The following is a 23909-nucleotide window of genomic DNA, read 5'->3' as shown; positions in this document are numbered from 1 at the left end:
GCGCTCTGCTTCTTTTTCATTTTACAGTTTGAACCGCGAGACGAGGTCTTGTAACTCCTCGGCCATGGTCGCGAGTGCTTTTGCTGACTGCGATACTTCTTCAATCGATTTCAATTGATCATCGGTCGTCGCCGCCACTTGCTTCGAGACACTCGAATTCTCATCGGCGATGTCGGCGATTTGTGATGCCGTCGCTGCCACTTCCTGAACGTTTGCTGCAATCTCCTCGACGGTTGCGGTCACGTCTTCAATCCGTGGTGTCATCGCGACTGTCCGCTCTTTGATTTTCTCGAAACGGTCTGCTGTCATTTCAGATGACGCCAATCCGGCCTTCGTATGAGTAGATACTTCCTGCATCAACTGTACAGACTGTTCCGTCTCATGCTTGATTCGATCAATCAACGCTGCAATTTGTTTCGTCGACTGTTGCGATTGTTCTGCGAGTTTACGCACCTCGCTCGCAACGACCGCGAACCCTTTGCCGTTCTCACCTGCACGTGCTGCTTCAATGGCAGCGTTCAATGCTAACAGGTTCGTCTGTTCAGCGATTCCATTGATGACCGTGACGATTTCTCCAATCTCGTTAGAGCGATGTGCCAATGAGTGAATGACGCCCTCGAATGTCACGACAGACGCATCGATTGCCTGCATCTGCTTCACATTCTCCTTCACGGTCGTCGAACCGTCTTCCGCTTCATTTGAGGTTTCGCGTGAAAGTTCAGAAACGTCCATGGAACTTTCTGAGATTCGCATGATTCCTGACGTAATCGCTTGGAGCGATGTCGCATTGTCGTCAAGTTGTCGCTTCGAGCCATCGGCACTGACTGCCATTTGATCAACTGCACGGGCAATCTGTTCTGATGAGGCGGTATTGTGTGCCGAGTTGGCCATCAATTCTTGAGACGAGGCGGCAACTTGACTGATTGAATCATCGAGACGGAGTAATACCATACGAAGTGAATCGCTCATTTCATTAAAACTCTCTGAGACAAGCCCGATTTCGTCGTTCGATAAGACGGTAATCGGCTCCGTTAAATCTCCTGATTTGATTCGTTCTGCTCCTTCTGTCAATAAACGCAACGGACGCAAGATTGAACGGAGAACGAAGTAGAGAAGAATGGCTGCAATCCCGAACATTCCGATGATGACGAATCCAGTCGTCCAAAGAATGCCGACCGTCTCGTCTTGAATCTCACCGTCATATAACGTACCGGCAATCTTCCATCCGGTGATTGGGTTCGTCACGAATGCTTTCTCCACGCCTTCCCCATTCTCCGATACAGACAGAGTCCCTTCTTCCTTGGAAAAGAGCGAATCTGTCCAAGATTCATCAATCTTTTCACCGACAGCCGTCGACGGATGAATGACGACTTGTTCTGCCTGGTCGAAGATGGCAACGTATCCTTCTTTCCCGATTTGAATGGTGGATGCCACTTCAGCGATATCGTTCACATCGACGTCAACGGCGACCACACCACGACCGTCTGAAGTCTTCTTCGAAACCGTGATCATCATTTTTTGAGAAGCGGCATCGACGTACGGATTCGTGATGGCAACCTCTTGTCCACTTGCTTCAGCCGCTTCATACCATGGACGAGTGCGTGGGTCATATCCTTCTGGCAATTCCTGTTCAGGATAGATCGTCATCGCACCTTCTACTGAAGCGAAGTAAATGTTCGTCACTTTTGGATGTGTCTCTAAATACTCAGTAAACTTCTCTGCTAACGCTTGATTCGCTTCTCCCTCTTCATAAATGGAACTATCAATCCGATTCGCAAAAAACGAGATGTCCGTTTGAATCGGTTCGATGAGGTTCGTGACCTCATTGTTCATCCGGTCTACCCCCGAATTGGCGGACTGGATCATTTGAGACTCGATTTTACCTTTCGCCTGCGAATAGGCGACGATTCCAATCAATGTGGCTGGAATAATCAATAATAGAACGGATAAGACAATCAATTTTTGCTTGATACTAATCGTGCGCTTCTGTTTCATAAAACATCTCCTAACCCGAATAAAATGTTCAAGCGAGTTCGATGAGTCGAATCCCCCTTAGGTTATTCATCATATCGGTCAAAAGTCATTAGATCTGAAGAATTGATTGAATTATTCGAAAATTATTTTTCGGAAACTGAAATGGAGTTTCACCGTTGTGTTCGATTGAACAAATCATACTATTCGTATTTAGTTAAAATTTGAGTCACCATATCGGAAGAGGGAGTCAAATGATGAATTCATTATTGGAAGAGATCAAATCCTATAAAGATCAGTTCAAACAAAATGCACCTGCCGAGAAGCAACGATTGATGGCTCAGGTGACTCAAGAATTGAAAGATTCAGGCATCGCATCAGGGTTAACAGTTGGAAATCAAGCGCCGTCGTTTGAATTGCCTCACGCGGACGGGACAACCGTCAATTTGAAAACGCTCCTTTAAAATGGACCAGTCATCGTCATATTTTACCGAGGTGGATGGTGCCCATACTGTAACCTCGAGCTCCGCGCTTACCAGCGCGAGTTGGCAACGATTCAAGAAAAAGGCGCGACTCTTGTCGCGATCAGTCCGGAAACGCCGGATTATTCCCTTTCGACGAAAGAAAAGAATGAACTTGATTTTTATGTATTGAGTGATGTTGATAATATTGTCGCACGTCAATTCGACCTCGTCTTTGACATGCCAGATTATTTGATTGATATTTATAAAGCATCTGGACTAAATGTCGATGCACATAACGGGAACGAAGATTGGCAGTTGCCGAAACTGGCCACGTTCATCATCCAATCTGATGGAACGATTTCGTTCAGTGATGTGCCTGCTGACTATACAGAACGTGTCGACCCGAAAATGGTTATTGAAAAATTGTAAATTAAAGGAGATGACGCGCATCATCTCCTTTTCTATTCACTTATTTCGTTTATTGTCTTACAAACTCCTCGTGCAATATCGCGTACACCATGCTATCGGTCCTTTCATTCTTATTCCAATAGTCTCTCAAGAAATGAGCTTCTTTTCTCATTCCAACCCGTTCGCATAATTTTTGGGAAGTTACATTTCTGGCGTCGAGATTAGCTTGTACCCTATGTAGATTGAGCTTTGTGAACAACTCCCCTAGCAATCCGCTCACTGCCTCCGTCGCATATCCTTTTCCTGAATGTGAATCAGAAAAACAATACCCAATCTCTACCGTGTCTTTCATACCCGCGTACCAAACTGTGAGATCCCCAATCACTTCATCTTGATGTACGACTGCTAAATTCAACGTACTAGTCTCGGTAAGAATAGAATTTGTTAGTTTTTTATCAAATTCTTTCTTCCTGTTTTCAGACGTCCATGGCTCATGCAAAAGATATCTGCATACTTCTGGTTTTGTATACATTTCGAATGTAGCATGCAAGTCTTTCTCCATAAATGGTCTGATTATTAAACGCTCAGTGGTAAATTTCACGTCGACTCCTCCCTTACATTTGATCGCGCAACTCTCCTCCGGTTCACGACCTATGAGGACATGATAAATTGCTCCACTCGCTTGAGAAGTGTTTCAAGTAACCGTAGTGACCGGTATGTCTCTCCTGTGTACTCGAGGCTATGATTCATCTCCTTGACAATCTCGAGTTCGGTCAAGGCCAGATGTTCAAGACGCTTCATTCTCTCATCTACATAATGTTGGTCCGCCGTTCCTATGAGAATCATCTGTTGTCCTTTATGAGACTGGATCGCTTCATATATGTCGTCTTGTTTCAACAAAGGTGTCAACCAAACGAGTTTGGCATCATGAAACACGTTTCGGGTGAGTTCACTTGCCATCGCAACCGTACCGAGCGATTTTCCGACGATGATGTATTGTTGAACGGAATCAGTATGTAGGATTTGATCGATGACGAGTCGAACATCATCAACAATTGCCTTATTTACATCGACTGAATCGTACCGCTCGTCGCGATAGTTATAGTTGACTTCGAGAACGTTCAACCCATTCTCTATGCACAATCCAGTCGTATAGCGAAACATTGGAGAATCATTTGTATATCCGTATCCGGGCAACAAAATCACGAGTGTGTCGGATGACGAATCAGGCTGCAGGTACGAATACGGGACGGGTATTCCGTTTTTCCCAATGACGTGACCATCTGTTACTTCATACATGCTGTCTCCTCAATTCTGCAAGAGCTGCGTTTCATGGTGATGAATCATCGTTCCAATGCTCTCTCCTTCGAGAATACGATGAATGGCGTTCCGCTCCTTGAAGTCGAACAAGTGAATCGGCAAACCGTGATCTCTCGCGAGAAGCAATGCCGATTGATCCATCACTTTCAAATCATTCGAAATGACATCGTTATAGTGAAGGGTTTCAAATTGACGAGCGTCCGAATCCAAACGAGGATCGCGGTCATATACGCCGGAGACACCGTTCTTTGCCACGAACAAGGCATCACATCCCACTTCGATGGCACGCTGAACAGCAGGATAGTCTGAAGAAACGAACGGTTGACCGTTACCGCCTGCAAAAATGACGATATATCCTTTTTTCAAATGATTGATGGCTCGAAGTTGAATGTACGGTTCGGCTACGCTCGGCATTGGAATCGATGTCATGACGCGCACTTCTCGAGTCGTATCTCGTTTCAAGATTCCACGTAGCATCAATGAGTTCATGACTGTCCCGAGCGTTCCGATACTGTCAGCCTCCACTCGATTGATCCCCCACGCTTCTGCTTGATTCCCGCGAAAGAGATTTCCCCCGCCGACCATGACACACACTTCAACCCCGCTATTTGCGAGTGATAATATTTCTTCTGCAATCAGGCTGAGGCTCATTTCGTCAAAGTTATCCGTTCCATCACTAGCTAGAGCGGCTCCACTTAACTTGATACAAATTTTTCGGTGCTTCAATGTCTCCCAACCCTTCATTTGGAATATTTTGTTCAATTCAGTATAGAAGAGTTTATATAATGGAACAACACTATTTTTAATTGATTCATAAGGACATTTCTTTATATTTCTTGTAAAACTCATCGAACATATAAAGTCCACCGATTTCTTCATCGATAAACGTATATAAAGAAATTTCAAATTCTAGAGGCGATGCTTCATTGAAACACTCTTTTACTCTAAGTAAGCCTTCTTTTATATACAGCTTTCCCTTTTCGATATTCTCGTTTGAGATATAGTACCGTCCAAGATTAAGATGGTAACGAGGAAATTCTGGGTACTCTGCAATTGCCTTTAACAGATACGGTTCATACTGATCTGGACGTTCGAATTGATGTAGATGAGCCATTGAATAGTAGAGGATCCCTTTTAATTTAGCATCCATTTCACTCAACAAAAAAAGACCGTAGAACATTCTACAGTCTCTAAGCTCAGGCTCCCATGATGGAGTCGTGACGGGTCGTTTCCCATCCATACGCCACTTCGCGGAGCATCAATTCACCAAACTCTCGATCTTTCTGGTCGATGACCTGCCCTTGTTTTCGTTCATAAAACGTGCGGAACGGATTCATCTCAAGCGCCCAGATCAAGAGTCCTGCCTCACACATCGATTGCACAGCGTGTTCAAGGAGAGCGGACCCGATTCCGTTCCCTTGATGGTTCTCTAAAATATAAATAGCATACACTTCATTCGTGTGGTCTGGATACTCTCCTGTCCGCTCTTCTCCGTAAAGAACGAAGCCCACGATTTCGTCCTCGACAATCGCCACAAAGCCGGCTACTTCTTGCCGACGAAGGGCGGTCCGCAAGCGTTCTGCCCATTCGATGGAGCCGGATGATACTTTTAGCAAATACTCAGTCGGTACGATCCCCCGATAGGTCGTACGCCACCCGTTCACACGCACTCTCGCAATCCCATACACATCATCTGGTTTGGCGACCCGAATGTCCAATGCGACCCCCTCCTCACCCGAAGCTTTACAAATAGTTTACCACAAATCCCCAACTTGCAATCCGAGATTATGTGAATTTTGCACGGACATCGACAACAATAAAGACGTCACCTCTGGATAAAGGCGACGTCTCTTCTTACGTTATGCAACTTCTTTAGATTGGACTGGTGTCGATGTTGTTAACGGTTTTTTCAAGAACGAGAGGAGCAATGCTCCGACCACCGCACCTGCCAAGATGGCGAGTGCATAGAGACCCATACTCACAGCGACGTTTCCAGCTCCTTCAAGAAGTGGGAAGACGAAGATCCCACCGTGTGGCGCTGGTAATTGAATCGTGAAGAATGCGGATAATCCGCCTGCAATGGCAGATCCGAGAATCGCTGATGGAAGAACGCGAATCGGGTCCGCAGCCGCGAATGGGATTGCCGCTTCCGTGATGAACGAGGCTCCCATGATATAAGCAGTTTTTCCTGCTTCGCGCTCTTGTTTCGAGAACTTTTGACGAGCGAAGACTGTTGATGCGAGTGCGACGAGGAGTGGTGGTACCATCCCTCCAGCCATGACGGCTGCCATGACTTCTTGGTTACCCGCTGTAAGTGCTGCCGTACCGAAGACGTACGCTGTCTTGTTGATCGGACCACCCATATCGACTGCCATCATCCCACCGACGATGACACCAAGAAGGATGGCGTTCGCGCCGCTCATACTGTTCAACGTATCCATCAACCATGTCATGAGTGCTGCAATCGGTTCGTTGACGACGAGTAACATGATCATCCCGGAGATGAACGAGCCGAGTAGCGGATACAAGAGGACTGGCTTGATCCCTTCAAGTGAAGCAGGCAATTTTGCGAGTGCTTTTTTCAAGAAGAGGACGACATAACCGGCCAAGAAACCGGCGATGAGACCACCGAGGAATCCGGCGTTCCCTTGACTTGCAAGTACCCCTGCCACGAGACCTGGTGCGAGACCTGGGCGATCGGCAATCGACATCGCGATGAAACCGGCGAGAATCGGAACGAGGAAGCCGAATGCAGCTCCACCGATCGTCATCAACTGTGCTGCAAATTCATTGTAAGACGGGTCATCCGGGTTAGCAGAGTTGATGCCCCAGAAGAAGCTGATGGCAATCAAGAGACCACCTGCGACAACGAGTGGAAGCATCGCAGATACCCCGCTCATCAAGTGTTTGTACACGCCTGTACGTTGCTCTTTCGAAGCGCTACCTGATGTTTTCGAAGCCTCATATACCGGCGCATCTTGTTTCACCGCACGATTGATGAGTTCTTCAGGTTTCCGAATCCCTTGTGCGACCGGAACTTCGATGACTCGTTTACCAGCGAAACGATCCATTTCAACAGCCTTGTCCGCTGCGACGATGATCGCTGTCGCCCGGTCGATATCCGCACGTGTCAATTCATTTTTTACACCAGTCGATCCGTTCGTTTCGACTTTAATATCGACTCCCATCGCTTCCGCTTTTTGCTTCAAGCTATCTGCTGCCATATACGTATGAGCGATTCCTGTCGGGCAAGCCGTGACCGCTAAAATGAACGGTGCATCTTCATTCGTCAGTTTGACGACTTCCGGCTTCGCTTCTGCCGCTTCTTTTTCTTCGATGGCACGAATGACATCGCTTTCAGAAGTGGCTGCATAGAGACGCTCTTGGAATGCAGGGTCCATCAAGTAAACTGAAAGTTTAGAGAGTGTTTCAAGGTGTTCATTATTCGCGTTTTCTCCTGCCGCAATCATGAAGAAGAGGCGGCTCGGTTGTCCGTCTAACGCTTCGTAGTCGACTCCTTCCGACCGACCGAACGCGATTGCTGGCATTTTGACAGCACTCGTTTTCGCGTGAGGAATGGCAATCCCTTCTCCGAGGCCGGTCGTGCTCTCGCTTTCACGTTTTAGGATTGCATCGCGATAACCGTTGCGGTCGGATAGTTTACCAGCGCGATCGAGGACATCGACAAGTTCTTCGATGATCTCACGCTTAGAACTCGCGCGTAGATTCAATTGAATCGTGTCGCGTTGGAGCAAGTCCGTGATTTTCATGTTGTCTCCTCCATTCGTTTCAGTGGTGTGAGTTGTACTTGATCGATCAAGCGATCGATCTCTTGTTTTGAACATAGGCCGAATGTATAAGCAGATGCGCTTCCAGTCGTGACCGCGTATCGAAATGCTTCTTGTTCACCTTTTTCTTTCACATTCGCGACAAATCCGGCGACGAGTGAATCTCCTGCACCAACCGAGTTCACCAGTTTCCCGACCGGTGTGTTCGCTGTGACGGCTCCGTCCTTGTTAACAAGTAGTGCCCCGTCTCCCGCAAAGGAGATGATGACGTTTTTCGCCCCGCGTTTGACGAGCTGTTCGGCATATGGAAGAGCTTCTTCAAACGTTTCGATCTCGGTATCAAACAATTCACCTAATTCATGGTGGTTCGGTTTGATCATGAGTGGTTCGAGGGCGAGCACCTCGATCATGGCATCTTTCGTTGTATCGACGACAAAGTCTGCACCTTTTTCGCGAATCGATTCAGCAATGGTCCGATATAGCGAGTCTGGTAGGTTGCTCGGGATACTACCCGCGAGGACGACGACATCGCCTTCTTGAACTTGATCGAACTTGGCCGTCAACAGTTCGAGCTCGCGCTCTGTGATATTCGGTCCGCTCGCATTCAGTTCTGTTTCCTCTTTCGCCCGAATCTTGACATTGATCCGGGTGTTCCCATTCACCTCTACGAAATCGGTGTGTACACCGTGGTCGACGAGTGACTTTTTAATGAAGTCACCGGTCGTCCCACCGATGAAACCAAGCGCCTTCGTCTCTTGTGCATATTCCCGAAGAACGATGGAGACGTTAATTCCTTTACCGCCTGCGCGCTCCGTCGTCTCTTCGATTCGGTTCACTTCTCCTAGATGTACTTCAGGTAATGTTACGTAGTAATCAATAGAAGGGTTGAGTGTTAACGTGTAAATCATTTCGCATTCACCACCTTTGTGATTGTTTGGATGGAACTCATTGACTCACTGCTTGATGTGATCAACTGAGCGGCATCTAACGTCGCGACTCGGCTGAACGTTCGTTTCCCGATCTTCGATGCGTCCGCGAGTACGAACGAGGTTTGTGCCAATTCGATTGCCGTTTTTTTGACAAGCGCTTCTTCTGGGTCCGGGGTCGTGTAACCCGCTTCAAGGTCGATTCCATTCATTCCGAGAAAGGCGAGGTCGACACGATAATTCATCATGCTCTCGCGTGCGTTATACCCAACCAATGCCTGGGTGGAACGCTTTAATTCTCCGCCAATCACAAACGTCTTAATATCAAGATCAAATAATTCATTCGCAATCGGTAGACTGTTTGTGACGACGACAATTTTTTTTCCTTCTAAAAACGGAACCATCGCCTGAGTGGTTGTACCGGCATCTAAATAAATCGACATCCCGTCTTCGATGAACGTTGCGGCCTTCCGTGCAATCGCAACTTTTTCATCTACGAACCGGTCTCGCTTTTCTTCAAATGTCGGTTCCTCATCTGGAGTCGCAATGAGCGTTGCGCCTCCGTGAACCCTTGCCAGATACCCTTCCGCTTCAAGGTCCGTCAAATCTCGACGAATCGTCGACTCGGATGAATCCGTTAAATCAACCAATTCTTTTAATTTGACGACCTTCTGTTCAGATAAGCGTTGCAAAATCAACTGATGTCGTTGTTTCGTTAACATCTTGTTCCCTCCATACGTCTAATATAAAGCGTTTTCATTATAAAAACAACTAAAATCATTCAAAAACATTCATTTCCATTCAACTTGTCACAATTATAACATAAAAAACGGTCAATAGATGACCGTTTTTTGAGTTTATGAGTGTTTTTTTAACCATTCATCCAATTCTTGAACGAGTTTTAGATGAATCGGCGCATCGATCGCTTCTCGATACTCTTTATGCAACGTGAGAAGCGAATGGGGTGACTCCCGTTTCACGAGCAGATGATTCATATCATCGATGATCGATGAGGTGACCTCCCCTTTTGTTTGAATCATATGGACGTGTTCGGGTGGGACTTGCACATCACGCCCCCCCGTAATCGCAAGAACCGGGACGGTCACATGCTCCAATCGCTCTCGGACGTCATAGGATGCATGTTCTCGAATCCATTTCGCATTTACGACTTGACCTCGATATTTGAAAGACGAGACGTTCGTCCGTAAAGAACGCTCTAACAAATCGTCCTGTCGCTGCCTAACTTTTTTGGCAACGCCCGTCAACCGATAGAAGAGACCTTTTATTCCCTTCACATGTTCGATATCTTTAGCGAGTGCATCTGCTTGGTATAAGAACATCTGCTTGGACGCTTCATGGAAACCGGAAAGTAAGATCAGTCCATCCGCCTTCGTCTCAAGTTGAACGGCAGGAGCAAGGACGGCCCCTTCACTATGACCAAGTAGATATAAGCGATTCACATCGGCCAATTGTCGAATGGTGCGTACGACAAGAATCGCATCGTTAATCAAGTCATGTAATCCGACTTTGTTGAAGTCTCCATCTGACTTCCCGATTCCTTGTTTGTCATATCGGAACACGTTATATCCATGGTCATACAACGCTTCTGCCAGCTTGGCATACGTGTTAAATCCGACACCACCCATATTGCCGTCACGGTCACTCGGCCCACTTCCGCTCAACATGACAATCGTCGTCCGAGGCTCCTCATGGGAAAGAAAAGTTCCTGCAATCGTTCCATATGTTGTCGTAATTGTCATCTCTTGTTTCATCGTATCGCCTCCATTACAATCATACCCGAAACCGACATCTAAAAAAATATGTCGCCGTCTTCTCAGACAGCGACAATGATTAGGTCAGTCAGTTAGCCAATTGTGCATCCAATCGACCGCACCCGTTACTCCATCTTCCGACAGCCGTTCGAACGTATCTTTCTCCGTGAACACATGCCAACTTCCTTCTAATGAATCACTCAACATCAAATAAGGGATTCCTGCTTCATCGTAAGCGTCACCCGGTGAACTTGCTAACGAACGTACTTCTAGTTCAGCGAATGGCGCCCGTTCTAGTACTGGATAGGATTTCATCCCTTTCGTCCGAACGTATAGTGGACCATCACCAGTCCCAAGAATATCGAGCATGACGACCGCTTCCACTTTTTCTTTTTGCTCCCCTAGCCGTTCAAGGAAATCGTCACTCGCTTCTCTAGAGTCGCCGTTTCCATTCAAAAAGACATATCGAATCGTATAGTCTGGCATTTCCTCGTTCATCACCTGCATCAGATGATATAAGACCGTAGACGGACCGACGGCAGACAAATAATGGGCTCCGTGCCAGGAAGAATCGAGTCGTGACATGAGAATGATCTCCCGTTCCGATTTTCCTTGTTGGACAAACTCGACATATGGGATCTCTTCACGATAAGGTTTGACTCGAATCATTTCCCCGTCCTTCAGTTGTTCAGCCGTATCCAAGTCTACCCCTGTACCATCTAACTTCATATAGGATGACGTGAAAACGAAACCCGTCTCATATGGGTCGTCTTCATAAGGGGTGATCAGGTATCCTGCAGCTCCTGCAGATGCGAGCTCTGACAAGTACGCGTTCGCTTCCTGGTCATTCAAAACCTCACCTGCGTAATCGACGGTATACGCATCCTCGATGTTGTCATATGAAAACTTTGTTGTCGGTAAGACGACCACTTTTTCTTTCACATCCGGAATGTCTTGTCCCCACGTCATATGTAGAATCGTACCTTTGAACGGTTGATCAAACGTCATCGATGAAAACCCCTCATACGTTTCGTCCCCCACTTCAATCTCAGTCCAGCCGGTTATCCGTTCTGTGTAAAGGAGGTTTCGATCCATGTCGATAGGTAACTCGGTTCCGAATGATTCAAAAAAGTCGGCACTCTCCCAACTATCCGCATTTCGATCAACTGATGAAATATATTCCGCGGTCTCGAGCGGCGTCGAATAAATTGGATTGAAGAAAAGAACAACTGTCGCGATTGAACGCAACAAACTAAACACGATGATCATGACACGATCTCCATTCATCAATAAATTGCTATGTATACCATTTTTTATTATATACAGCTATTTATGGTCTGACTATTCAATTTTTTATAAATTTAAATATAATTTTAGAAACTGAATGTCATATTCCGACCACAAGAAAAGCCCGTTCGAGTTGAACGGGCCCCTTGTAAATTTTGAAGCTTATACGCCTTCGTATGCTGCGTACATGATCTCTTTCAATTCTTCAACGAGCGGCATTTTCGGGTTGGCCGTCGTACATTGGTCTTCGAATGCGTCGACTGCCATCTTGTCGATCTTCGCATCGAGTTCTGCTTTCTTGATGCCTTGCGCCTTGAACGAAAGTTTGATGTTCAAGCGTTGACCGAGCTCGATGATCGCTTGGACGAGTGACTCGACACCTTCAGCTGTCGTGCTTGCTGGAAGTCCGAGGTAACGCGCGATTTCTGCATAACGTTCGTCTGCGATGAATGACTCATATTTCGGGAACGCCGCAAGTTTCGATGGGCGTGTCGCGTTGTAACGGATGACGTGTGGCATGAGAATCGCGTTCGTACGACCGTGTGGGACGTGGAACTCTCCACCGATTTTGTGAGCGATCGAGTGGTTGATACCGAGGAATGCGTTCGCAAACGCCATACCCGCCATCGTTGAAGCGTTGTGTACTTTCTGACGAGCTTCCGCATCGCTACCGTTTTCATACGCTTTTGGTAGGTAGTCGAAGATCATCTTGATGGCGCGGAGGCAAAGTCCGTCTGTGTAATCATTCGCCATGACGGAAACATATGCTTCGATTGCGTGTGTCATGACGTCCATTCCTGTATCAGCCGTGATTGAAGCTGGAACGGTCATGACGAACTCAGGGTCGACGATGGCGACGTCTGGTGTGATCGCATAGTCAGCAATCGGATATTTCACGTTACGTTTTTTATCTGTGATGACAGTGAACGGTGTCACTTCAGAACCTGTACCAGACGTTGTCGGGATGGCGATAAACATTGACTTGTTACCGAGTGTCGGGAACTTATATGTCCGTTTGCGAATATCCATAAATTTCTGGCGTAGATTCGAGAACTTCTCTTCTGGACGTTCGTAGAAGAGCCACATGCCTTTCGCAGCATCCATCGGTGAACCACCACCAAGTGCGATGATCATGTCTGGTTGGAAGTGACGCATTGCTTCGGCACCGTTCATGACCGTTTCAACAGATGGATCCGGTTCGACTTGGTCGAAGATGCGGTACTCGACACCAGCCGGCAAGTTTTTGATGACTTTGTCAGCGAATCCGAGTTTGACCATCATTTCATCTGTGACGATCATCGCCCGTTTTTTCGTTGTGAGCGATTGAAGATATTGTACTGAGTTTTTCTCGAAATAGATTTTTTCAGGTACTTTGAACCATTGCATATTCACGCGACGTCTCGCCACCTTTTTCACGTTGAGTAGATGTTTCGCCGTCACGTTTTCTGAGACGGAGTTTTTACCGTAAGACCCACAACCGAGCGTAAGGGATGGTGTCATTTCGTTATAAAGGTCACCGATTCCACCGTGTGCTGAAGGTGAGTTGACGATGATGCGGCAAGCTTTCATACGGAGACCGAACTCAAGGATGGCATCGTCATCTGTTGAGTGGATGACAGCCGTATGACCGAGACCACCAATCTCGAGCATTTTTTCAGCGATTGCGAATCCTTCTTCACGTGATTGAACTTTATACGCACCGAGAACCGGGCTTAATTTTTCGTGAGAGAGAAGTTCCGTTGCGCCAACTGTTTCAAGCTCTGCAATCAAGATCTTCGTATCCGCTGGTACTTTGAGACCTGCCTGTTCAGCGATCCATGCTGCCGGCTTCCCGACGATTTCAGGGTTGACCGCACATGTATCTGTTCGAATGACGAGTGTTTCAAGTTTTGCTTTTTCTTCTGGTGAGCAGAAGTAGCAACCTAGTGCCGTCATCTCTGCTTTCACTTCTTCATATACTTCTTGATCGACGATGATCGCTTGTTCAGACGCACAGATCATTCCGTTGTCGAACGTTTTTGAAAGGATGACGTCTGAGATGGCACGTTTCACTTTCGCAGTCTTATCGATATAGGCTGGTACGTTACCAGGTCCGACACCGAGTGCTGGTTTACCAGTCGAGTAAGCCGATTTGACCATCGCTGCCCCACCCGTCGCAAGGACCATCGCTACACCAGGGTGGTTCATGAGCGCTTTCGTCGCATCGAGTGACGGAACTTCAACCCATTGAATCAAGTTTTCAGGAGCACCTGCCGCCACTGCTGCGTCACGGAGGACACGAGCCGCTTCGCTTGAACATTGTTGCGCTGATGGATGGAACGCGAAGATAATCGGGTTACGTGTCTTGATGGCGATGATCGCTTTGAACATCGTTGTCGATGTTGGGTTTGTGACCGGTGTGACCCCAGCGACGACACCGACTGGTTCCGCGATGTATGTGATTCCGTTTTGAACGTCATCTTCAAGGACGCCTACCGTTTTCTCACCACGGAGTGAGTTATAGATATATTCTGTCGCGAAGATATTTTTGATCATCTTGTCTTCAAAGACACCGCGACCTGTTTCTGTATGTGCTAATTTCGCGAGTGTGACGTGTTGCTCGAGTCCCGCAAGCGCCATCGCCTGTACGATGTGATCAATTTTCTCTTGGTCGAACGTCATCAACGTATCGAGTGCCTTATGCGCACTTGCTACGAGCGTGTCCACCATTTGTTCTGCCGTTGTTTCCACTTTTGCTTTCTCTTTGACTGCCATGTTAGGTTCCTCCTCATAAGTGAGAGCTTTTTATGAACATATTGACTTGATGGAAGCACATTGTGATGACTGTTTTTAGAGATTGTGCTTTCCTTCACATTCATAGAATACAATGTTTTTCAGGTTTTGTGGGTGACAAGAATGTGAACTCTTTCACAATATTTTTTTATCTGTTATTGATAGCTCTTGATTTTTGTATGCGTCCTCAGTAAAATCGAATTCGTTTTCATGAAAATATATCAAACCTTCAATGTAAACGCTTACATATTTTGTGTCGATTCAATCTCTACTATGATGTATCAATCATCACATCAACCCGTTTTTAGGTTCAACTGCACCTAACTCGTGTATAATGAAAATAGAACCTAACTAGGAAGTGAATCTATTATGCCGAAACAAGATGCAGCGGACCAGTTTGTCAAACTGATTCCTTTAATTCGTCGTAAATTGTTACGTCGATCTGATTTTCCTCAAATTCTAAACCTGAACTTCTCTCATTTCCATCTATTGATGTTGATTGAGGACGAGGGGGCTGTCACGAATGGACGAATCAGCGAGACACTCTCCATCGCGCCACCGAACGTTACCCCGCTCATCACGAAATTATTGAACGAGGGGTATATCACGCGAGTGCCAGACGAGCGGGATCGCCGCGTGATTTGGAATCAACTGACCGAGGAAGGTGAACGAATCTTACTTGAGCGCAGAGACTCATTCCGTAGACTATTCGAGGAACGTCTCGCCTTTTTGAATGAGGACGAAACTGACCGACTCATTGAGAGTTTGAAGACACTTACAGAGATTGTCGAGAAGATGGACAAAGGTGACAAGTAAAACTTTTCTCGTCAATTCCCACAACTTCTTATATAATCTGTAATGAATCTACGTACAAATGGAAAGAGAGATGACATGTAATGGGTCGTAAATGGAACAACATTAAAGAGAAGAAGGCGTCAAAAGATGCGAACACGAGTCGCGTCTATGCGAAGTTCGGTCGCGAGATTTATGTGGCCGCTCGTCAAGGGGAACCTGATCCTGAGTTGAACCAGTCATTAAAATTCGTTGTGGAACGTGCGAAGACGTATAACGTGCCCCGGGCGATCATCGATCGTGCCATCGACAAAGCCAAAGGTGGCGATGAGGAAAATTTCGATGAACTTCGATATGAAGGGTTTGGTCCGAATGGTTCGATGGTCATCGTCGATACATTGACGAATAACGTCAACCGTACGGCTTCAGAAGTTCGTGCCGCTTTCGGTAAAAACGGAGGCAACATGGGAGTCAGTGGCTCGGTCGCATATATGTTCGATGCAACTGCCGTCATCGGTGTCAATGAAATGTCGGCAGATGACGTCCTCGAACTCATGATGGAACATGACCTTGATGTGCGTGATGTTATCGTGGAAGACGAGACGGTCATCGTCTATGCAGAGCCAGAAGCGTTCCACGCCGTTCAAACTGCATTCAAGGCTGCCGGTGTAGAAGAGTTTGCCGTTGCGGAATTGACGATGCTCCCGCAGAACGAAGTGTCACTCGATGACGCTTCGCAAGAACAGTTTGAAAAACTAATCGATGTGCTCGAAGACTTGGAAGATGTGCGCCAAGTGTATCATAACGTCGAAATGTAACACGTAAGCGATAACTTTCACGAGTTATCGCTTTTTTTCATATTCGATTTGACAAGGGTCACATCATATGTTAAATTTCAAAAAGTCTTTATCATATTAAAGTGATACCAAGAGAAAGAAAACGCGAAAGGTGTTGGATCGATATGAACGCAGTATTACTTGCAGTCATCGTCTTATTTGCGCTCGCCATCAGCCGAGTGCACATTGTATTGTCATTAATCTTAGCGGCGCTTATCGGAGGGCTTGTTGGAGGACTTGGGTTCAACGATACGTTGACCGCCTTCAGTGACGGTCTTGGTGGTGGAGCGAGCATCGCACTCAGCTACGCGCTTCTCGGTGCATTCGCTGTCGGGTTATCGAAGACGGGGCTTCCGGACGTCTTAGCTGAAAAATTGATTGCGATGTCAGGTCGTGACGTATCAGGCAAGCGTGTGATGTACGTTAAAGCATTCCTGTTGTCACTCATCTTATTGTTATCCATCAGCTCTCAAAACTTGCTTCCGATACACATCGCCTTTATCCCGATTGTGATTCCGCCGTTACTCGTGCTGTTCAATGAGTTGAATGTAGACCGTCGTCTCGTAGCGACCATTTTGACGTTCGGTCTTGTGACACCATATATGTTGTTACCTGTCGGGTTTGGTGGGATTTACTTGAATGAGATTCTCATCGCGAACGTTGAAGCGAACGGCTTGACTGTCGGAGACGTCAACATCATCTCGATCATGGGCATCCCGGCATTAGGGATGGTCGTCGGATTGATAGCGGCGTTCATTCACTATCGGAAACCGAGAACGTATGACACGATTGCACTCGGACCAACTGATTATGAAGTACGTCAAATGAGTGGTTTGAAGATGATCATGACACTCGCTGTCGTTCTCATCGTCCTCATCGTTCAATTGCAGACCGAGTCGATGATCGCCTCTGCGGTGACCGGTTTGATCTTGCTTTCAATCTTCCGCCTGATTCCATGGTCTGAGGCAGATGATATCTTCACAAGCGGCATGCGCATGATGGCATTCATCGGGTTCGTCATGATCGCCGCAAGTGGATTCGCTGCCGTCATCCGCGAGACAGGTGCGATCGAACCGCTCGTCAACGGAGCGAGCGATTTGATGGGTGACTCTAAACTCATTGCCGCTCTCGTCATGTTGCTCGTCGGCCTTGTCATCACGCTCGGAATCGGTTCAAGTTTCTCGACTGTTCCAATCATTGCTGCGATTTTCGTCCCGCTCTGTGTACAATACGGGTTCTCAGTCGAGGCAACGATTGCCATCATCGGGACTGCAGGAGCGCTTGGGGATGCAGGTAGCCCAGCGAGTGACTCGACACTCGGACCTACGAGTGGATTGAACGCTGACGGTCAACACGATCACCTACGTGAAACGGTTTGGCCAACGTTCTTACACTACAATATTCCACTCATCATCTTCGGTGTGATTGCGGCGATGGTGCTTTGATCATTTTTTCCGTCGTGAATAAATGGTTCCTAATAAAATGAGGATGAGAATAAACCAGATTCCCGTATACATGAGGATTTCCGTGAACATAAAACTCCTCCTAAACAAAAGATAAGGAGCGACGGCTGTCGCTCCTTTTTATGATGAGGTTTTTAATTCGGTCTTGCAAGTATCGAGATACGCATCGACGACCTCTGCTACTTCTCGTCCTTCACGAATCGCCCATACGATCAAGCTTTGCCCTCGCTTGGCATCCCCCGCGACAAAGACGTTTTCCGTTGCCGTCTGGAAATCTTTCGTCTTCTCGACACCGATTTTCCGCAACTCGTGCTCTGGTCGTTCAAATCCAATGGCGACGAGGATCAAATCCGCCGGATACGTCTCTATTGAATCTTCCTCTACGAAGAAGGTTGCCTGACCATCCGGGTTGACGACTTTCGTCATCCGTTCCGTTTCAATCCCTGTGACACGTCCTTCTTTCGTGACGATTTGGTTGGAGCGAATCAAATACGTTCTCGGGTCTTTCTCATAGATCGCGAGTGATTCCGCATACGCATAATCCGTCGTAAGCGTGTCCGGTTGAAGTGGCCAAGGTTTCTCTGGTGCACGAAGCAACCCTTTTGACGGGTGCTTCCCAAACTGAACGACTGATTTTGCACCTTGACGGATTGCTGTCGCCACACAGTCGGCTCCTGTATCTCCACCCCCGATGACGATGACATTTTTGTCTTTGGCGTCATGTTCTGGTGATCGGGTCGTTCCTTTTCGCTCGTACATCGATGCCGTCAAATAATCCATCGCCATTTCAACACCACGTGCATCATCCCCGTCAATCCCGAGCGTGCGCTGTTTCTGAGCGCCTGTCGCGAAAATCACCGCATCGTATTGGTTCCGAAGCGCCTCCACTGTCACATCCGTACCGACCTCAATGTTCGTCTGGATGACAATTCCCTCTTGTTCGAGCAACCGAATGCGACGTCTCACGACATCCTTATCCAGTTTCATGTTCGGGATTCCGTACATGAGTAGCCCTCCCGGTTCATCCGCCTTCTCAATGATGGTGACCGAATGTCCGAGTTGGTTCAGTTGGTCGGCAGCTGCCAATCCAGCCGGCCCACTTCCGATGATGGCGACTGTCATCCCGCTTCTTCGATGAACCGGTCTTGGTTTCACCCAACCTTCTTCAAACGCCCGATCGATGATGGTTCGTTCAATCGATTTGATCGCAACCGGATCTTCACTGATTCCGAGTGTACAAGACCCCTCACACGGTGCGGGACAAACTCGACCCGTAAACTCCGGGAAGTTATTTGTCTCCATCAATCGGTGATACGCTCCCATCCAGTCCGATTTGGTCACAAGCTTGTTCCACTCCGGGATATAGTTGTGAATCGGGCACCCAATAGTCTCTTGTCCAATCATATCCCCGACATGACAGAATGGAGTGCCACAGTCCATACAACGTGCAGCCTGCTGTTTGACGGATTCGTCATCCATTCGTGTCGCATATTCTTCATAATCCTTCACTCGCTCATCCACAAGACGCTCAGGTAGTGTGGACCGTGCGATGTTTAAAAAGTTATGTTTCATGCGTTACCCCCCTCAGTCACAACCCGGAACAATTCAAGTGCTCGGTCCGCTTCGCTCAATTCCGGTCGATTCGCCTCGATTTGACGCATAACGTCCAATACATTCGCATAATCTCGAGGAACGACCTTTACAAAGTGAGAGCGAGCTTGTTCGAACGACTCTAAAATAGTCCGTGCTTTAACACTGTCTGTATGAAACTGATGCGCTTCGAGAAGTGCATAAATTTGTTCCATATCTTCATCGTTCAATTCTTTTACGACGGAGACGAGCTCCTTGTTGACGAGTCGATCGTACGCTTGATCCCCATAAAGATATGCGACGCCACCTGACATGCCGGCTGCAAAGTTCCGTCCGACATCACCGAGGACGAGAACCGTTCCCCCGGTCATATACTCACATCCATGATCGCCGACTCCTTCGACGACTGCCGTCGCCCCGGAATTTCGAACGGCAAAACGCTCGCCGACGTGACCGTTAAAGAAAGCTTGTCCGCTCGTCGCTCCGTACAAGCAGACGTTTCCGGCAATCATTTGTTTACTTTCATCAAACGGTGCATGTTTTTCAGAGATCAATGCTAATTTCCCACCGCTCAAGCCTTTCCCGATATAATCGTTGGCATCCCCGATGACGGAAATGGTGATCCCTCGTGGTAAAAATGCTCCTAGGCTTTGTCCGGCTGATCCACTGAGGCGAAGCGAAATGGTATCATCCGCTAAACCGACCTGACCGTGAACTTTCGTCACTTCAAACCCCAACTGCGTCCCGACGGCGCGATCGGTGTTTCGGATGCGACCAACGAAGAAGGTCGGTTGCAACGAGTTGATTGACCGTGAGACTGCCGGAATCAATTTTCGGTGATCATAGGAACGGTATGCCGGGTGAGCGACTTCTTCACGCTCAGGAAGTGGTGTCGGCATCGAGAGCATCGGTGCTAAATCTAACCGTTTTGCTTTCGGATGTTTCGTCTTCCATTCACTTTCTTCGAGAAGATCCGTTCGACCAATCACGTCGTCTAATGATGTCACACCGAGTGATGCTAAAATTTCTCGTACTTCTTCTGCCAAGAACGTCATCAGGTTGACGACGTGTTCTGGTTTCCCCATAAATTTCTGACGAAGCACAGGGTCCTGTGTCGCCACACCGACCGGACACGTATCTAAATGGCATGCACGCATCATAATACATCCAAGGACGACGAGTGGCGCTGTCGCAAACGCAAACTCTTCCGCCCCGAAGATGGCAGCTAGGACGATGTCTCGCCCCGTCATGAGCTTTCCATCCGTCTCAAGTGTGACTCTCCCCCGTAACCCGTTCAACGCGAGCGTTTGATGCGTCTCTAAGAGTCCAAGTTCCCAAGGAAGACCTGTGTGCTTGATTGATGTCTTTGGAGAAGCACCGGTTCCACCATCATATCCACTGATGACAATCGTATCGGCATTCGCTTTCGCGACACCGGCTGCAATCGTCCCGACGCCTGACTTCGAGACAAGTTTCACACTGATTTTCGCCTTAGGATTCACATGCTTTAAGTCAAAGATGAGTTGGGCCAAGTCCTCAATCGAATATATATCGTGATGTGGAGGCGGTGAGATGAGTCCAACCCCCGGAACGGATCCACGCACTTCGGCGACCCATGGGTACACCTTATTTCCAGGAAGTTGGCCACCCTCACCCGGTTTTGCCCCTTGCGCCATCTTGATTTGAATTTCATCGGCATGGTAAAGATATTCTGCCGTCACCCCGAATCGTCCGCTCGCGACTTGCTTGATGCGGCTGATGCGTTCGTTTCCAAACTCATCCGGGACGAAGCGGGCCCGGTCTTCCCCGCCTTCTCCAGAGTTACTTTTCGCACCGATCTGATTCATGGCGATAGCGAGCGTTTCATGCGCCTCTTTCGACAAGGACCCAAATGACATCGCGCCTGTCTTAAAACGGCGAACGATCGACGTGACTGGCTCTACTTCTTCGAGCGGGACAGGACGTTGTGTTTTAAATGCAAACAACTGTCGAATGAACTGTCCTGATGATTCATGCAGCTTCACATAAGCATCATAATATTTACGTTCATTCTCACGACAGGCACGTTGCAACAAATGAATCGTCTTCGGATTGAATGCATGTTCTTCTCCGTCTGCACGCCATTGGAAATCACTTCCCGCCTCGAGCGGACGATTCGTCGCATAGGCGGACGTATGGAGTGTTCTCGCTTCGTTTTCAAGTTCTTCAAATCCGATTCCAGACAGTTGGGACGTCGTTCCCCTGAAATGCGTCTCAATCAAATTGCAATCTAATCCGACGGCTTCGAAAATTTGGGCCCCACGGTAGCTTTGAATGGTCGAGATACCCATTTTCGACATGATTTTGACGATGCCTTCGACAACTGCTTTTTGATACGAGCGAATGGCCTCTTCAAATGAATGCGCAATTTGTTTACGTTCGACTAAATCTCTTATCGTCGCATAGGCTACGTAAGGATATACCGCATCTGCCCCATACCCAATCAAGGTCGCTGCCTGATGCACTTCTCGAACTTCACCACTCTCACAAATGAGACTACAGTTCGAGCGCAAGTTATCTCGAATCAAGTGTTGATGAATCGCACTCAGTACGAGAAGAGACGGCATCGCAATCCGTTTATTACTGACGAGACGGTCAGATAGGACGATCACGTTCGCACCATTTCGTACAATCTGGCTGACCTGTTGCAAAAGGGCTTCAAGCGACGCCTCTAAATCATTTGTAAACGTCGTATCGACTCGTTCGAGCTTGAGCTTCTCGGCAAGTTGCTTGAGGGTTGCCCCATCAATCATCGGATGATTCAACCACACACGTTTCGCGTGACCTCGTCCAGTATGGACCGGATTTCCTTGCGGACCAATCCAAGTAAACGTAGCCGTGACAATTTTCTCCCGTAACGCGTCGATTGGCGGGTTGGTCACTTGCGCGAAGTGTTGTTTGAAATAATGGAACAAGGAACGGGGCCGCGTCGAGAGCACCGCAATTGGTTGGTCATGCCCCATCGAGCCGATTGGATCTTTTTCGTCTTTGATTAACGGAACCATATACTGTTCAATGTCTTCTTTCGTATATCCAAACGCACGTTGCACACGTCCGAGTTCAAGTAGTTCTTCTTCAACGACCTCTCGATCCTCAATGGTCATCATCTGCTTAAGCCATTTGTGATAAGGCTCTGACTTCGCAATCGTCTCTTTGATCTCATGATCAGGAATCAATCGCTTTTCAATCAAGTCAATCAACAACAACTGTCCTGGTCTTAGACGTTGTTTGGATTTGACGTTCTCTGCGTCAACCGGAATGACTCCTGTTTCAGAGGAGAGAATCAATTCCCCGTCCAATGTTTCGACATAACGCATCGGACGCAAGCCGTTACGATCTAAAATAGCTCCGATTTGCCTTCCATCTGTGAAGACGACTCCAGTCGGTCCATCCCACGGCTCCATGATGGATGAATGATACTGATAGAAGTCGCGCTTGAACGGTTCCATCTTTCCTTCGACAAATGGTTCAGGAATCAACATCATCGCCGTGTGGGCGATCGAACGACCTGTTCGTGTGAAGAATTCAAAAGCGTTATCGAGCATGGACGAGTCGCTCCCATCCTCTTGAAGCACAGGGAACAAGTGTTGAACGTCTTCGAATAAGTCTGTTGACGTGACCCCTTCCCGTGCTCGCATCGCATCGATATTTCCACGAAGCGTATTGATTTCCCCGTTATGGACTATCATGCGGTTCGGATGTGCTCGTTCCCAAGAAGGGAACGTATTCGTCGAGAAACGAGAATGGACGATGCCGAACGTGCTTTTATAGTGAGGAGATTGCAAGTCCAAATAAAATGCGGCGATTTGATTTGGCGTCAACATCCCTTTATATACGACCGTTCTCGTTGACAGGCTTGCGATATATAGGCGTAATGATTCGACTTTTTCGATTTTTCGACGAAGTTCATAGAAGACGCGTTCATTCGCATCCTCGTCTAGGAATGGACATGAGATAAACCATTGATAGATGACCGGTTGTGTGACCCGCGCATGTTCCCCGATTTGCATCGGGTCGACAGGTACTTCGCGCCATTCGATCGTCGAACAATCCAGTTCATCCGCCATCCGTTCCATCAACGTGATCTTTTCGTGAAGCTGATTCTCAGACGGCTGAAAAAAAACCATTCCGACAGCGTAACGACCGAGTGACGGAAGGTTCATGGTTTGCGTAAACAATTCGTGTGGAATCTCAGTCATGATACCCGCCCCATCACCAGCATCGATGACACCTTCTCCTCCTCGGTGCTCTAAATTACATAACATGGAGAGCGATTTTTGAACGATTTCATGTTTCTTTAGCCCATGTAGATTGACGTAAAGTCCAATCCCACACGCATCTTTCTCAAATTTTGAGTCATACAAACCAACTCGACTCATATCATCGACCCCTTTCACTCACAGTTTCGTAATTAACATTTTGTTCTAAATATTCTGAAAAATCAAGTAAGTTGCATGCATTTTTGCATAATAGAAATCTCA

Annotated in this window: 19 protein-coding genes; 5 read left to right on the top strand and 14 right to left on the bottom strand. The window is 47.5% G+C overall.

What is annotated here, in order from left to right; translation table 11 throughout:
* Window positions 1-21: 21 nt before the first annotated feature.
* On the bottom strand, window positions 22-1995 hold the full coding sequence (locus KNO73_RS03620; protein WP_214812495.1) for a methyl-accepting chemotaxis protein: 1974 nt from the start codon (window positions 1993-1995) through the stop codon (window positions 22-24).
* Between the two features lie 233 nt (window positions 1996-2228).
* Between KNO73_RS03620 and KNO73_RS15120 the strand changes: the two genes are divergently transcribed.
* Both KNO73_RS15120 and KNO73_RS03615 read left to right on the top strand, forming a co-directional pair.
* A complete protein-coding gene (locus tag KNO73_RS15120) occupies window positions 2229-2435 on the top strand; it encodes a hypothetical protein (protein ID WP_312049508.1) in 207 nt (68 codons plus the stop codon).
* Window positions 2436-2447: 12 nt separating this feature from the next.
* Window positions 2448-2864 carry a peroxiredoxin-like family protein gene (locus KNO73_RS03615; protein WP_353047964.1) on the top strand — a complete coding sequence of 139 codons (417 nt, stop codon included), beginning with the start codon at window positions 2448-2450 and terminating at the stop codon, window positions 2862-2864.
* 49 nt (window positions 2865-2913) lie between these two features.
* Here KNO73_RS03615 and KNO73_RS03610 read toward each other — a convergent pair whose 3' ends face one another.
* The 11 genes from KNO73_RS03610 to adhE all read right to left on the bottom strand — a co-directional run bounded on the left by KNO73_RS03610 (window position 2914) and on the right by adhE (window position 14690).
* Window positions 2914-3444, bottom strand: a complete 531-nt coding sequence (locus KNO73_RS03610) for a GNAT family N-acetyltransferase (RefSeq protein ID WP_214731397.1) — start codon at window positions 3442-3444, stop codon at window positions 2914-2916.
* A 50-nt stretch (window positions 3445-3494) separates the two neighbouring features.
* Window positions 3495-4142 carry an alpha/beta family hydrolase gene (locus KNO73_RS03605; protein ID WP_078146845.1) on the bottom strand — a complete coding sequence of 216 codons (648 nt, stop codon included), beginning with the start codon at window positions 4140-4142 and terminating at the stop codon, window positions 3495-3497.
* 9 nt (window positions 4143-4151) lie between these two features.
* Window positions 4152-4907: a UMP kinase gene (pyrH, locus tag KNO73_RS03600; protein WP_215112051.1), complete on the bottom strand. Its 756-nt coding sequence runs from the start codon at window positions 4905-4907 to the stop codon at window positions 4152-4154.
* A gap of 67 nt (window positions 4908-4974) precedes the next feature.
* Window positions 4975-5313, bottom strand: coding sequence for a hypothetical protein (locus tag KNO73_RS03595; protein WP_215112050.1), 339 nt, complete (start codon window positions 5311-5313; stop codon window positions 4975-4977).
* A 46-nt stretch (window positions 5314-5359) separates the two neighbouring features.
* Window positions 5360-5881: a GNAT family N-acetyltransferase gene (locus KNO73_RS03590; protein ID WP_012726215.1), complete on the bottom strand. Its 522-nt coding sequence runs from the start codon at window positions 5879-5881 to the stop codon at window positions 5360-5362.
* Window positions 5882-6022: 141 nt separating this feature from the next.
* Window positions 6023-7933: a PTS fructose transporter subunit IIABC gene (locus KNO73_RS03585; protein ID WP_215112049.1), complete on the bottom strand. Its 1911-nt coding sequence runs from the start codon at window positions 7931-7933 to the stop codon at window positions 6023-6025.
* Window positions 7930-8859 carry a 1-phosphofructokinase gene (gene pfkB, locus KNO73_RS03580; protein WP_215112048.1) on the bottom strand — a complete coding sequence of 310 codons (930 nt, stop codon included), beginning with the start codon at window positions 8857-8859 and terminating at the stop codon, window positions 7930-7932. The genes KNO73_RS03585 and pfkB overlap by 4 nt, the downstream gene beginning before the upstream one ends.
* The gene (locus KNO73_RS03575) at window positions 8856-9599 is read right to left on the bottom strand and encodes a DeoR/GlpR family DNA-binding transcription regulator (protein ID WP_078146840.1); all 744 of its coding nucleotides are present in this window, start codon (window positions 9597-9599) and stop codon (window positions 8856-8858) included. Before KNO73_RS03575 ends, pfkB begins: the two co-directional genes overlap by 4 nt.
* Window positions 9600-9734: 135 nt before the next feature.
* Window positions 9735-10649, bottom strand: coding sequence for an alpha/beta hydrolase (locus KNO73_RS03570; protein WP_215112047.1), 915 nt, complete (start codon window positions 10647-10649; stop codon window positions 9735-9737).
* Between the two features lie 84 nt (window positions 10650-10733).
* Window positions 10734-11936 carry a zinc-binding metallopeptidase family protein gene (locus tag KNO73_RS03565; protein ID WP_215112046.1) on the bottom strand — a complete coding sequence of 401 codons (1203 nt, stop codon included), beginning with the start codon at window positions 11934-11936 and terminating at the stop codon, window positions 10734-10736.
* Between the two features lie 162 nt (window positions 11937-12098).
* Entirely contained in the window at window positions 12099-14690 is a 2592-nt protein-coding gene (gene adhE / locus KNO73_RS03560) for a bifunctional acetaldehyde-CoA/alcohol dehydrogenase (RefSeq protein WP_078146837.1), read from the bottom strand.
* 387 nt (window positions 14691-15077) lie between these two features.
* Here adhE and KNO73_RS03555 point away from each other — a divergent pair, with 387 nt between their 5' ends.
* From KNO73_RS03555 to KNO73_RS03545, 3 genes are all read left to right on the top strand, one after another.
* Window positions 15078-15524: a MarR family winged helix-turn-helix transcriptional regulator gene (locus KNO73_RS03555; protein ID WP_078146836.1), complete on the top strand. Its 447-nt coding sequence runs from the start codon at window positions 15078-15080 to the stop codon at window positions 15522-15524.
* Between the two features lie 80 nt (window positions 15525-15604).
* The gene (locus KNO73_RS03550; RefSeq protein WP_215112045.1) at window positions 15605-16318 is read left to right on the top strand and encodes a YebC/PmpR family DNA-binding transcriptional regulator; all 714 of its coding nucleotides are present in this window, start codon (window positions 15605-15607) and stop codon (window positions 16316-16318) included.
* A gap of 143 nt (window positions 16319-16461) precedes the next feature.
* Window positions 16462-17781, top strand: coding sequence for a Na+/H+ antiporter family protein (locus KNO73_RS03545; RefSeq protein WP_215112044.1), 1320 nt, complete (start codon window positions 16462-16464; stop codon window positions 17779-17781).
* A gap of 138 nt (window positions 17782-17919) precedes the next feature.
* Here the strand turns inward: KNO73_RS03545 and KNO73_RS03540 are convergent, their stop codons facing one another.
* Together KNO73_RS03540 and gltB are read right to left on the bottom strand one after the other, a co-directional pair.
* A complete protein-coding gene (locus tag KNO73_RS03540) occupies window positions 17920-19371 on the bottom strand; it encodes a glutamate synthase subunit beta (RefSeq protein WP_078146833.1) in 1452 nt (483 codons plus the stop codon).
* Complete coding sequence (gltB, locus tag KNO73_RS03535) at window positions 19368-23807, bottom strand: glutamate synthase large subunit (RefSeq protein WP_215112043.1); 4440 nt, start codon at window positions 23805-23807, stop codon at window positions 19368-19370. Before gltB ends, KNO73_RS03540 begins: the two co-directional genes overlap by 4 nt.
* Between the last annotated feature and the right edge of the window lie 102 nt (window positions 23808-23909).

The organism is Exiguobacterium sp. s83 (assembly GCF_018617095.1).
Taxonomy (GTDB): domain Bacteria; phylum Bacillota; class Bacilli; order Exiguobacteriales; family Exiguobacteriaceae; genus Exiguobacterium; species Exiguobacterium profundum.
The sequence above is the reverse complement of the archived record's forward strand: the minus strand, read 5'-3'. Positions and strand labels throughout refer to the sequence as shown.